A 12,153-nucleotide genomic window follows, 5' to 3' on the forward strand; every position below is an offset into this window, starting at 1 on the left:
CCCAGCCTAATCCGCCATGTTTCGGATCTACAACGTAAAGGCGTCGGCCGTGACGGCTCAGACCGTCCCCGACCGCTGCCGCCACCACTCCTGACCCTCCTCCGGCAGCGTGTAGATCGGGTCGTGGTACTCGTAGCGCCTGGTCAGAGCGTCCGGGTCGGCCAGCTCCAGGCCGGTGCGGTAGTTCTTGGTCCAGTAGGAGATGCCGCGCTCGCGGTCGTAGTCGGCGAGCTGGTGCACCCAGCGCTTGCCGACGTAGGGGACGTCGCAGACGATCCGCGGGGTGGCGAAGCCGGGCAGGTAGCCCATGATCGCGTGCTGCAGCTCCTGCGCCTCCCAGACCGCGAGCCGCCAGTGCTCGCTGCTCGGGATCATGTCGCACATGTACAGGTAGTACGGCAGGATCCCGGCCTCGTCGAGCAGCGCGAACGACAGGTCGAGCAGCGCCTCGGGCGTGTCGTTCACGCCGCGCAGCAGCACGCCCTGGTTGCGGACGTCGCGGATGCCGGTGTCGAGCATCGCGCGGGCCGCCTTGGCGACCAGCGGCGTCACCGACTGGGCGGCGTTGACGTGGGTGTGGATCGCGATCTGCACGCCGCGCGCGTTCGCCTTGGTCGCCAGGCGCTCCATCCCGGCGCGGACGTCGTCCTGCAGCCAGTGCTGCGGCAGCCCCATGAGCGCCTTGCTGGCCAGCCGGATGTCGCGGATGTTGTCGATGTCCAGCAGCGAGTCGACGAACGACTCCAGGCGCGCCCACGGCATGTTGGCGACGTCGCCGCCCGAGACGACCACGTCGCGGACGCCGGGGGAGCGGCGCAGGTAGTCCAGCATGGCGCCGAGCCGGTCCGGCGGCTTGATGGTGAACTTGTGCTTGTCGACGTTCGGAGTCGAGTTGCCGACCAGGTCCATGCGGGTGCAGTGGCCGCAGTACTGCGGGCAGGTCGGCAGGAGTTCGGCCAGGACCTTGGTGGGGTAGCGGTGGGTGAGGCCCTCGACGGCCCACATCTCGGCCTCGTGCAGCGAGTCGCGGGAGGCGTGCGGGTGGGACGGCCAGTCGGTGCGCCGGTCGCTGAACACCGGGAGCATGTAGCGGCGCACGGGATCGGCGTAGAAGGCCTCGGTGGAGGAGGCGTCCATCGTGTTCAGCATCTGCGGCGGCAGCAGCATCGACATGGTGGCGCGCTCGGCCTGGTCGCGTTCCAGGTCGGCGTAGAAGCGCTCGTCGAGCAGGTCGCCCATGACCCGGCGCAACTGCCGCACGTTCTTGACGCAGTGGGCGCGCTGCCACTGCGCCGACTCCCACTCGGCCTCCGTGACGTCCCGCCATCCGGGCAGGCGCCGCCAGTCGGGCTCTGCCAGCGGCCGGCGCCGGTAGGCGTAGGGCTGGCGCGCGGCCTCCTCGGACTGGAGGGCGTCCGGGTGCAGGGCAGTGGTCATCGTCGACCGCCTCCTCGCCTCACATTGATCGCATAAAAGTCTTGTGTGCCGCCGACGTTACGGGAAGACTTTCGATGAAACCAGGGGTGCCCTGCATATCTTGCGTAACACCACCCGATGTTGGGAGAAAGGCGGCATGGCGATGACCGGAGGCGGGACGGGGACCGCGGTCGGGCTGCACCGGGTGCTGGAGCCCGCGGGCGTCCTGCCGCAGGCCGCGCTCCGGCTGGATCCCGACCCGCGGATCCGGCCGGACGAGGTGCGGATCGGCGTCGAGCGCCTCAATCTGGACGCCGCGTCCTACCGCCAGCTGCACACCGCGCTCCGCGGCGACCCGGACGCGATCCGGGCCGAGGTGCTGCGGATCATCGGGGAGCGCGGCAAGATGCACAACCCGGTGACCGGGTCGGGCGGCATGCTCGTCGGCGTGGTCGAGGAGGCCGGGTCGGACTCGCCGCTCGGGCTGAAGCCCGGCGACCGCGTCGCCACCCTGGTGTCCCTGACCCTCACTCCGCTGGCGGTCACCGACGGGCTCGCGGAGTGGGACGGGCGGTCCGAGCAGGTGCCGGCGCGGGGCCACGCGATCCTGTTCGCGCGCTCCATCGCCGCCGTCCTGCCCGACGACCTGCCGGTGCCGCTGGCCCTCGCCGTCATGGACGTGTGCGGCGCGCCGGCCCTCACCCGCCGCGTCGTGGCGGCGCGCGAGGACGGCCCCGTGGTGCTGGTGCTGGGCGCGGCCGGCAAGAGCGGGTGCCTGTCGCTGGCCGCCGCCCGGCGCGCCGGCGCGTCCCGGGTGATCGGGCTGGTGCCCACCGCCGAGGAGGAGGAGCGGCTGGCGGCCTCGGGCCTGGCCGACGCCGTCGTGCGCGCCGACGCCCGCGACCCGGTGGCGGTCGCGGCGGCCGTCGGCGAGCCGGCCGACGTCACCATCGTGTGCGTGGACGTGCCGGGCTGCGAGCACGGCGCGATCCTCGCCACCGCGCCCGGCGGCACCGTCGTGTTCTTCTCGATGGCGACCTCGTTCCCGGCCGCCGCGCTCGGCGCGGAGGGGCTGGCCGCCGACGTCACGATGCTCATCGGGAACGGCTACGTCCCCGGGCACGCCGAGACCGCCCTGGAACTCGTGCGGTCCGAACCCGCCGTGCGTGCGCTGTTCACCTCCCGGACCGGTGCGGATTCGGCAGAATGACCGGAAACATCCCGGCCGTGGCGGGGACCGTCCGATCATCGAGGGAGAGAGCATGGCGAGCATCACCGAGGAACTGCGCGGACGGGACCCCAAGGAGCGCCAGGCGCAGATCGTCGACGTCCTGGTCGACGCGTTCTCGGACCTGATGGAGCGCAGCCCCGCCGAGTTCCGCCGCCGCTTCCGCAAGATGGCGTCCGACCCGTTCGCGTTCTACCGGGGCAGCGCCTGCCTGTTCTACGCCGACATCGTCCACGACGACGACCCGTGGGCCGACGAGCGCACGTCCCGCGTGTGGATCCAGGGCGACCTGCACGCGCAGAACTTCGGCACCTACATGAACGACGACGGCGTCTTCGTCTTCGACGTCAACGACTACGACGAGGCCTACGTCGGCCACTTCACCTGGGACGTCAAGCGGCTGGTGGCCAGCCTGGCGCTGCTGGCGTGGCAGAAGGCGATCTCCGACGCCGACATCCGCCGGCTCATCGAGACCTACGTGCGCGCCTACGTCGACCAGGTCCGCAAGTTCGCCGCGCACGAGGGCGACGAGAAGTTCGCGCTGACGCTCGACACCACCGACGGCTACGTCCGCGACGTGCTGGTCGCCGCGATGGGCGGCACCCGGACCGGGCTGCTGGAGGGCATGACCGTCGTGTCCGGGGCCGAGCGCCGGTTCCGCGACCGCCCCGGCGTCCGCCGCCTGGACGACGCCGAGCGCGCCGCGGTCGAGGCCGCCTACGCCGAGTACCTGACGACGATCCCGCACGAGAAGCGCTTCGGCAGCCTCACCTATGAGATCAAGGACATCGTCGGGGCGTCCGGGTTCGGCATCGGCTCGGCCGGGCTGTCGGCCTACAACATCCTCGTCGAGGGCAACACCCAGGCGCTGGAGAACGACGTCATCCTGTCGATGAAGCAGGGCAACGTCGCCGCCGCCAGCCGCGTCGTCGACGACCCCCGCATCCGCGAGTACTTCCAGCACCACGGGCACCGCACCGCCGTGTCGCGGCGCGCGCTGCAGGCCAACAGCGACCCGTGGCTCGGCCACACCCGGATAGACGGGGTCGGGTACGTCGTCCAGGAGCTGTCGCCCTACGAGGCGGACCTGGACTGGAGCGGCCTGACCGAGCCCGAGGACATGCTGTCGGTGCTGGACGACCTGGGCCGCGCCACCGCCAAGGTGCACTGCGTGTCCGACACCGACTCCGACCACACCCTGGTCGGGTTCCAGGTCGAGGACGCCATCGACGCGGTGATCGGCCCGGACGAGTCGGCGTTCGTGGAGGCGATGGTGGCGTTCGGCACCGAGTACGCCGAGATCGTCCGGGAGGACCACACCTACTTCGTGGACGCGTTCCGCAACCACGAGATCCCCGGCCTGTAGGGCGGGTCAGGGCCCGTCGGGGCGGATCAGGAGCAGCGCGATGTCGTCGTGGCCCCGCTGGTCGGACAGCAGGGCCACGACGCCGTCGGCGGTCTCCTCCAGCGTCCCGCCCTGGGAGGCGACCAGGGCGGAGGCGAGCCGCGCGACGCCGTCGTCGACGGTGCGCATCCGGCTCTCCACCAGGCCGTCGGTGTAGAAGGCGAGGGTCGCGCCCGGCGGGATCGTCGCCGACACCTGCGGGTGGTCGGCCGGATGCTCCTCGTCGGACACCCCGAGCGGCAGCCCGTGGGCGACGGCGAAGTGCCGTACGGTGCCGTCCGGCAGGGCCAGCAGCGGTGGGGGATGCCCGGCGCTCGCCATCTCGCACCGTAGCGTCGCCGGGTCGCAGACCAGGCACAGGCACGTGGCGAACTGCGCGGCGTCCAGCTCCTGGGCGATGGCGTCGAGCCGGGCCAGCACCTCGCCGGGCGGGAACCCGCACCGGACCAGCGTGTGCGCGGCGACCCGCAGCTGGCCCATCGCGGCGGCGGCGGTGACGCCGTGCCCGAGCGAGTCGCCGATCACCACGGCGATCCTGCCGCCGGGCAGCGGCACCACCTCGTACCAGTCGCCCCCGACGCCGCTGCGGGCGGGCAGGTAGCGGTGCGCGATCCGCAGGCCGGGCGGGGCGGTGACCTCGGCGGGCAGCAGCGCCGCCTTCAGCGCGGTCGCGGTGCGGTGCTCGCGCCGGTACGCGCAGGCGTTGTCGACGCAGGCGGCGGCGCGGCCGGCGAGTTCGGAGGCCAGCGCGCGGTCGGCCGGGTCGAAGGGCGGCCGGCCGCGCTTGCGGCTGAACACCGCGAACCCGAGGGTGCGGCCGCGCGCGGCGAGGGGCACCGCCAGCAGCGACACGTGGTCGGCGATGCCGTCGAGGAGGCGGCCCGTGCGGCCGGCCACGGTGTCGCGGGCGGCGTCGCCGCCGAACTCGACCATGTCGCCGGCGGCGAGGCAGCGGGCGTAGGGCGAGCCCGGCGGATAGACGATGACCTCGTCGACGGGGAACTCGCGGGACCACTCCCGCGGGTCGTCGTCGGCGAGCGCGACGGCCAGGCGCCGCACGACCGCCGACCCCTCGGTATCGGCGCCGGGCTGGTCGTCGTCGGCGAGCAGGCGTTCCAGCACGTAGACGGCGCCGGCGTCGGCGAACCGCGGGACGGTGACGGCGACGATCTCGCCGGCGGCCCGGTGGGGGTCGAGGGTGGAGCCGGCGCGGCGGGCCGCCTCGTCCAGCAGCTCCAGGCCGCCGGTGCGGGGCGGGGACACCGTCAGGAGCACCTGGACGCGGCCGCCCGCACCCGTCATCGGCTCGCAGGCCACCGGCAGGCCCTCGTCCGACAGCGGCAGGACGCCGCTCCAGGCGCGGCCGGCGGCGGCCGCCTTCAGCGCGACCAGCAGCGGCTCCGCCGCGCCGGGCCGGCCGAGCAGGTCGGTGAGCGCGGTTCCGGCGGCGGCGGCCGCGGCGCGGCCGAACAGGCGCGCGGCGCCGTCGCTCCAGCCGGTGACCGTCCCGTCCGGGGTGAGCAGGACGGTCGCCTGGCCTGGCCGTGCGGGGTCTTCGGCCATGGTCCTCACTGTCCGTGTGCGGAGGGCCTCCCGCCGCGGCTCGCGTTACGCTGAGGTGCCCGCGGACGGCCCCACTTCGGGCATAGGGAGACGACGAATGGACTCCGAGTGGATCCCACCCGAGGTCGACAGCCGTAGACCAAGCGTCGCACGGGTGTACGACTATCTGCTCGGCGGAGCGCACAATTTCGCCTCTGATCGTGATCTCGCGACGGGGCTGCTGCGGGTCGAGCCGCGGGCGCGGGAGCTGGCACGCGCGAACCGGGCGTTCCTGCGCCGCGCCGTGCGCGCGCTCGCCGAGGAGGGCGTCGCCCAGTTCGTCGACATCGGCTCGGGCATCCCGACGCAGGGCAACGTGCACGAGGTCGCGCAGGAGGTCGCCCCGCACGCGCGGGTGGTGTACGTCGACAACGACGACGTCGCGGTGGCGCACGGCCGCGCCCTCCTGGCGGGCGACGACCGCGTCAGGGTGGTCCAGGCCGACATGCGCGATCCGGCGCGCATCCTCGCCGCGCCGGAGCTGAAGGAGCTGGTCGACCTCTCCGAGCCGGTCGCGTTCCTGCTCGTCGCGGCGCTGCACCTGATCAGGCCCGAGGAGGATCCGCCCGGCATCGTGGCGGCGCTGCGGGACGCGGCCGCGCCGGGCAGCGCCCTGGTGGTCTCGCATCTCACCGATGAGGCGCAGCCGACCAAGACCGCGGCGATCGGCAAGCTCTACGACCGGGCCACCTCGCCGGCGGTGTCCCGGTCCCACGCGGAGATCCTGCGTTTCTTCGACGGCTGGGACCTGCTCGACCCCGGCCTGGTGTACGTGCCCTTGTGGCGCCCGGACGAGGGCGAGGCCGTGACCGACCCGGAGCGCTTCCTCGTCCTCGGCGGAGTAGCCCGCCACCCCTGACCAACCCCGCCTGCCCGCGCACCACCGCGCCCGCCCGCCCGCACCCGCCCGCGCACCACCGCAGCCGCCCGCCCGCACCCGCCCGCGCACCACCGCAGCCGCCCGCCCGCGTGCGTCTTCGCGCCTTCCCGGCTGTGCGGCTTCCCGGCGAAGGTGGGTGGCCGGTCTCGGGGCCGGTCGCGCGCTGGGTTCCATCCCGGCCTCCTACCGCCATCGGGAGCCGCGCGCTGGTCGGCATCGCTTTACGGCGCCCTCCAGCACCTCGCGAAGTGGGCCGTGCGGCCGGGTACTGCTGTCTGCCGGAAGGACGAGGGGAACCTCTTCGGTCTGTCGCGGCACGCTGGCGTGACTGCGGCTTGTCAAGGCTTCCGGCGCTACTCCGGGGCGAGCGGGATCTTGGTGGAGGCGTGGGTCAGTGCGCGAAGGCGATGGCGGTGCCGGCGCTGATGACGACGGCGATGACGACCAGCACGAGCGAGGAGCGCAGCGGGTTGCGGCGCTGCTGCGGCACCTTCTTCGGGCGGGGCGCCGCGTGCGCCCGCACCGGTGCGGGCTTCTTGGCCTTCTTGGGCGGCGTGGGCGGCGCCGGTTCCGGGCGCGTCCGCGGAGGTGGGACCGGCGCGCCCGGCCCGGCCGCCGGGGGCGGCGGCTTCGGCGCGGCCGCAGGTGGCGGGGCCGGGGCGGGCGGCTCGGGCGCCGGAGGAGAGGGAGACGGTGGTGCCGGCGGCTCCGGGGTCGGCGAAGGCGGCGGGGGTTCTGGGGGTTCGGGGGTGTCGGAGGGCGGCTCCTGCGGGGGCGGGGGCGGTGGCTCGGGGGTGTTCGGGGGCTCGCAGCCGTCGGCGGGGCCGCCGCCGATCTCGATGTCGATGCACAGGCTGATCTGGGGCGTCGGCGTCGGGTGGGCCTGTGCGGCGGCGGGGAAGCCGAGCATCACGGCGGGCAGTGTGAGAGCCGGTAGCGCCAGGGTCGGCAGCAGCGTCCGGCCGGGCGGCCTGCGGAGGGGCAGCGCGCGCACCGGCAGGGTGCGGGCCCGCCGCACCCGGGCCGGGGCGGCGGCGGGGCGGGGGCGCATCAGCCGCCTCCCGCGATGCGCTGCAGGTCGGCGTGCAGGCCGGTGAAGGCCTCGGGGCCGACGGCGAGGGCGCCGCTGAACACGTGGGAGATGTCGACGGTGAGGTAGGCCCCGGCGGCGAGCAGCGCCGCCATCAGCGACAGCGGCACCAGCGTCATGCCGCGCGGGCGGGCGCCCGCGAGGAACGGCAGCAGCAGGACCACAGCGCCGGTGACGAGGGTGACGCCGAGCAGGCCGGCGGGGGGCGTCGTCCGGGCGTCCATGGCGCGCTGCCGCCGCGCCGCGGAGATCTCGCCGAGGTGGTCCAGGACGGCGCTGCGGGCGTCCTTTGCCTCGTCGGTGCCGGCCTGGACGGCGATGACCTCGCGGCGGAGCCGGTCGAGGTCGGTCCAGCCGCGGGGGCTGAGCCGGCCGTGCCTCATCAGCCGCCACTCGGGGCCGCGCACGAGTTCGACGTAGGCGATGAGCCCGTCCTGGACGCGCCGGGCGTCGGCCGCGGGGAGGCGCTGGGCGGCCCAGTACGCCTCGGAGATCGCCTGGCTCTCGGTGTAGGTGTTGGAGCGGGCGGAGTCCGACGTCGTCCACGGCACGACGATGGCGATGGCGAACGCCAGCAGGAACAGCGCGGAGAGCATCGCGCCGGTGTGGGAGTTGGTGGGGCCGTCGGGGGCGGCGTCGTCCACGGTGCCGCGCGCTCGTCGTACCAGCCGGCTCGCCGTGATGACCACGCCGACGGCGCAGGCCGCGGCCGCGAAATAAACGATCATGCCCCTCCCGGAATCGGTCCGTCCGTGACCAGGGGTGAGCATAGCTTTACTCATTGTCGTTGTGTGATGGGTTGTCGCGGACCGTCACCGGGGGGTGACATGACCGCTCGGAGGGGGAAGATGGGGCTGGTCGCCGGCGGAAGGTGGCGGGAGATGTGCCGCTAGTTCTTGTGGAATACGGTGTCCGTGCCGGAAGATCTCCCGTAGAGAACTCGGTATGAAGGATGATTGTTAGGACCGGCCTGAGAGGGGCGGCTGCGTGAGGGGAGACGGCAATGGCGCCGCAGGGAAAGCTGGACCTCGACCCGGAGGCGGTGCGCACCGCCCGGCGCCTGGCCGCCCGGGCCGCCGAACCCATCATCGACATGGCCCGCTCCCACACCACCGTCTCGGTCGAGCGGGCTCTGCTGAGGCTGGCCGGCCTGACCGGCGCCGACGATGAGGGGCGCCCCTGGGCCAACCACCTCGCCGACGCCGTCCGCGACCAGGTCGGCCTGGAGCACGGGCTCGCCCTGCCGGTCTGGGACGCGCTGCTGGCCGGTCCGCACGGCTCCCTGGACGACCTGGCCCGGGCCGCCGCCCGGGGGCGGGTGTCGTTCCGGCTGCCGTCGGGCGCCGACGCCGAGCACGCCCGCAAGGCCGCGGGCGAGGCGGCCCGCGGCGGCATGGCGCGCATCGACCGGCGCCGCGCCGAGCGCGACCGGCTGCTGGCCGAGCTGCCCACCCCCGACCGGGCCGACCCGCCCCGGCCGCTGGTCTACCTGATCGTGGCGACCGGCGACATCTACGAGGACATCCCGCAGGCGCAGGCCGCCGCCCGCGAGGGCGCCGACGTCGTCGCGGTGATCCGCTCCACCGGGCAGTCGCTGCTGGACTTCGTGCCCGAGGGCGCCACCCGGGAGGGCTACGCCGGCACCTACGCCACGCGGGAGAACTTCCGGCTGATGCGCTCGGCCCTGGACGACGTCTCCCGCGAGCTCGGCCGGTACGTGCGGCTGACGAACTACGCCTCCGGGCTGTGCATGCCGGAGATCGCGACGCTGGCCGGGCTGGAGCGCCTGGACATGATGCTGAACGACTGCATGTACGGCATCATCTTCCGCGACATCAACCCGCGCCGCACCTTCATCGACCAGCGGTTCTCCCGGCAGATCCACGCCCGCGCCGGCATCGTCATCAACACCGGCGAGGACAACTACCTCACCACCGCCGACGCCGTCGACGCCGCGCACACCGTGGTCGTCAGCCAGCTGCTGAACGAGCGGTTCGGGCACGAGGCCGGCCTCGCCGACGACCAGCTCGGCCTCGGCCACGCCTTCGAGATCAACCCGGCGATCCCCGAGTCGTTCCGGATGGAGCTGGCGCACGCCCAGCTCGTCCGGGAGCTGTTCCCGGGCGCGCCGCTGAAGTACATGCCGCCGACCAAGCACATGACCGGCAACATCTTCGCCGGCTACCTGCTGGACGCGTTCTTCAACCTCGCCGGCGTGCTGACCGGGCAGTCGATCATCCTGATCGGGATGATGACCGAGGGCATCCACACCCCCTGGCTGTCGGACCGCGACCTGGCGCTGGAGAACGTCCGCTACGTCCGCGACGCCTGCGGGAACCTCTCCGAGGACTTCATGCCCCGCCCGGACGGGATGCTCGTCCAGCGCGCCAAGCAGGTGCTGTCGGAGTCGGTGGAGCTGCTGGAGCGCATCGCCGACGACGGGCTGCTCGACGCGATCGCCGAGGGCACGTTCGGCGTCACCCGCCGTCCCGCCGACGGGGGCAAGGGCCTGGACGGCGTCGTCCCGCGCGCCGACGGCTACTTCAACCCCGCCATCGAGATCCTCGACACCGAGGACCCCCACGCCGCCCGATCCACCGCCGCCGACCAGGAGGTGCCCGCATGACGGTCGAGAGCCCCGGAACCGGTACCGGGACCCAGGCCCCCGCCGAGCCCGCCGACACCCGGCAGGTGATCCGCCCCTACGGCGACACCACCGGCGACGGCATGGTGCAGATGTCGTTCACCCTTCCCGTCCCGGCCGGCAAGCGCGCCGAGGCGGCCGCGCTGCAGCTCGCGGGGAAGATGGGCCTGGACCCGGCCAGCGTCGTCCACGCCAAGCCCATGGGGCCCCACTTCACCTTCTTCATCGTGTACGGCAAGGTGCGGCACCTCATCGACTACGCCTCCATCCCCGTCCCGGAGGAGCGCGCCTACCCGCTGCTGTCGTCCCAGGAGGTGAACCTGGCGATCCGCGAGGCGCTGAACCGGCGGCTGGTGGTCGTCGGGGCCTGCATCGGCACCGACGCGCACACCGTCGGGATCGACGCGATCCTCAACGTGAAGGGCTTCGCGGGGGAGAAGGGCCTGGAGTACTACCGGGAGATCCAGGTCGTCAACATGGGCGCCCAGGTCACGGTCGAGGAGCTGGTGGAGCGCGCCAAGGCGGAGAACGCCGACGCGGTCCTGGTGTCGCAGGTCGTCACCCAGCGCAACGCCCACCTGCACAACACCAAGCAGATGGCGGCGGCGTTCCACGCCGAGTACCCGACGGCGGTGGCCGGGGGCATGGGGCGGCCCCTCCTGGTCGTCGGCGGCCCCCGCTTCGACACCGTCACCGAGGCCGATCTCGGCGTCGACCGCATCTTCGGCAAGGGCACGACGCCCGCCGAGGTCGCCAGCTACCTCGTGCACGCCCTGCTGCCCGGCGAGCACCGCCCCACGACGATGGAGGAAGAGTGAGCGACCCCCGTGAGGGACTGACCGTCACCCACCGCCGCTACATCCCCTACTCGCACGCCCACTACGCCGGCGACCTGGTCGACGGCGCCTACGTGCTGGGGCTGTTCGGGGACGTCGCCACGGAGCTGTGCGTCCGCACCGACGGCGACGAGGGCCTGTTCGCCTCCTACTCCGACGTGCAGTTCCGCGCGCCCGTCCGGGCCGGGGACGTCCTGGAGACCACCGCCGTGCTGGCCCGCGCCGGCACCCGCAGCCGCGTGATGGACTTCGAGGCCCGCGTGGTATGCCGGGGCCGTCCCGACAAGGGCGAGTCGGCGGCCGAGGCGCTGGCCGAGCCGATCGTCGCGGTCACCGCGACCGGGACCGTCGTGGTCTCGGCCCCGGGAGGCTGACCGGCGCGCACGTGATCGCGTGCAGGGCGTTCGGCGAAATCGCCGAACGCCCTGATCATGGTTTTGAGCTGGGTTAACACGGAGTAGCCGCAGAACATGCGGCGGTTGACAAGGTGGCGGAAGCCGGTAGTTTTGCTGCAGTCCAGCACGGGACTCACCGATCGGCCGCCCGAGGGGCCGCCGGGCGCCGCGCCGCGACGGGGACGGGGATCACGCCAGTGGTCGCCACCGTGCCCGCCCGAGCCAGCGCGGTGATCCGCGGCCGTGTCCGGGCGGAGCCGTCCGATCGTGCGGGGGGTTGGACCCGGGAAGGGCCCGGACATCCAGTAGAAAACGGAGCCTCGTTCTCACCGCCTGTGGGACGACTCCGGCCCGACGGATGTCGCGGGCCCTCCTCCGTGTCCGGCCCCCGTGCCGGCCCCGATCAGCTCTGTGACCGGCCCCGTCCCCCGCCTCGGCTCCGCACCAGGTGAGCCGCCCTTTTCCCGCCGCGACCTGGGCCCATGGTCGCCGCGGACGCCCGGGGCCGGTAGCGTTCCGGCAGAGACCCAGAGTGAACGAGGTGGGACGTGGCCCAGGAGACCCTCCCGGACCGGTCGCCGGCGGCGGGGCCGGGCGACGGCCCGGGCGGCGAGCCCGGCGCCGGGGCGCCGAGCGGGGGGCTCGGCCGCCTGCGCC

At 73.5% G+C, this 12,153-nt stretch carries 10 protein-coding genes; 6 read left to right on the plus strand and 4 right to left on the minus strand.

What is annotated here, in order from left to right:
- Positions 1-57: 57 nt before the first annotated feature.
- Positions 58-1,437, minus strand: a complete 1,380-nt coding sequence (locus tag ABD944_RS32110; protein ID WP_345183044.1) for a KamA family radical SAM protein — start codon at positions 1,435-1,437, stop codon at positions 58-60.
- A 136-nt stretch (positions 1,438-1,573) separates the two neighbouring features.
- On the opposite strand from ABD944_RS32110, the gene kdd reads away from it, so the two are divergent.
- Positions 1,574-2,626: an L-erythro-3,5-diaminohexanoate dehydrogenase gene (gene kdd, locus ABD944_RS32115; protein ID WP_345183046.1), complete on the plus strand. Its 1,053-nt coding sequence runs from the start codon at positions 1,574-1,576 to the stop codon at positions 2,624-2,626.
- Positions 2,627-2,678: 52 nt separating this feature from the next.
- Complete coding sequence (locus ABD944_RS32120) at positions 2,679-4,010, plus strand: DUF2252 domain-containing protein (RefSeq protein WP_345183047.1); 1,332 nt, start codon at positions 2,679-2,681, stop codon at positions 4,008-4,010.
- A 6-nt stretch (positions 4,011-4,016) separates the two neighbouring features.
- Here the strand turns inward: ABD944_RS32120 and ABD944_RS32125 are convergent, their stop codons facing one another.
- Positions 4,017-5,612 (minus strand): PP2C family protein-serine/threonine phosphatase, encoded by a 1,596-nt coding sequence (locus tag ABD944_RS32125; RefSeq protein WP_345183048.1) that lies wholly within the window; start codon positions 5,610-5,612, stop codon positions 4,017-4,019.
- A 97-nt stretch (positions 5,613-5,709) separates the two neighbouring features.
- Here ABD944_RS32125 and ABD944_RS32130 point away from each other — a divergent pair, with 97 nt between their 5' ends.
- Positions 5,710-6,510 carry an SAM-dependent methyltransferase gene (locus ABD944_RS32130; protein ID WP_345183050.1) on the plus strand — a complete coding sequence of 267 codons (801 nt, stop codon included), beginning with the start codon at positions 5,710-5,712 and terminating at the stop codon, positions 6,508-6,510.
- A 412-nt stretch (positions 6,511-6,922) separates the two neighbouring features.
- Here the strand turns inward: ABD944_RS32130 and ABD944_RS32135 are convergent, their stop codons facing one another.
- Together ABD944_RS32135 and ABD944_RS32140 are read right to left on the minus strand one after the other, a co-directional pair.
- Positions 6,923-7,582, minus strand: coding sequence for a hypothetical protein (locus ABD944_RS32135; protein WP_345183051.1), 660 nt, complete (start codon positions 7,580-7,582; stop codon positions 6,923-6,925).
- Positions 7,582-8,349 (minus strand): bestrophin-like domain, encoded by a 768-nt coding sequence (locus ABD944_RS32140; RefSeq protein WP_345183052.1) that lies wholly within the window; start codon positions 8,347-8,349, stop codon positions 7,582-7,584. Before ABD944_RS32140 ends, ABD944_RS32135 begins: the two co-directional genes overlap by 1 nt.
- 275 nt (positions 8,350-8,624) lie before the next feature.
- Here ABD944_RS32140 and kamD point away from each other — a divergent pair, with 275 nt between their 5' ends.
- From kamD to kal, 3 genes are read left to right on the plus strand one after another with little or no spacing between them, the layout of a single operon-like run.
- Complete coding sequence (gene kamD, locus ABD944_RS32145; protein WP_345183053.1) at positions 8,625-10,247, plus strand: lysine 5,6-aminomutase subunit alpha; 1,623 nt, start codon at positions 8,625-8,627, stop codon at positions 10,245-10,247.
- A complete protein-coding gene (gene kamE, locus ABD944_RS32150; RefSeq protein WP_345183054.1) occupies positions 10,244-11,083 on the plus strand; it encodes a lysine 5,6-aminomutase subunit beta in 840 nt (279 codons plus the stop codon). The genes kamD and kamE overlap by 4 nt, the downstream gene beginning before the upstream one ends.
- Positions 11,080-11,475, plus strand: a complete 396-nt coding sequence (gene kal / locus ABD944_RS32155) for a 3-aminobutyryl-CoA ammonia lyase (protein ID WP_345183055.1) — start codon at positions 11,080-11,082, stop codon at positions 11,473-11,475. The genes kamE and kal overlap by 4 nt, the downstream gene beginning before the upstream one ends.
- Positions 11,476-12,153: the final 678 nt, after the last annotated feature.

Source organism: Actinomadura verrucosospora (assembly GCF_039540335.1).
GTDB lineage: Bacteria > Actinomycetota > Actinomycetes > Streptosporangiales > Streptosporangiaceae > Spirillospora > Spirillospora verrucosospora.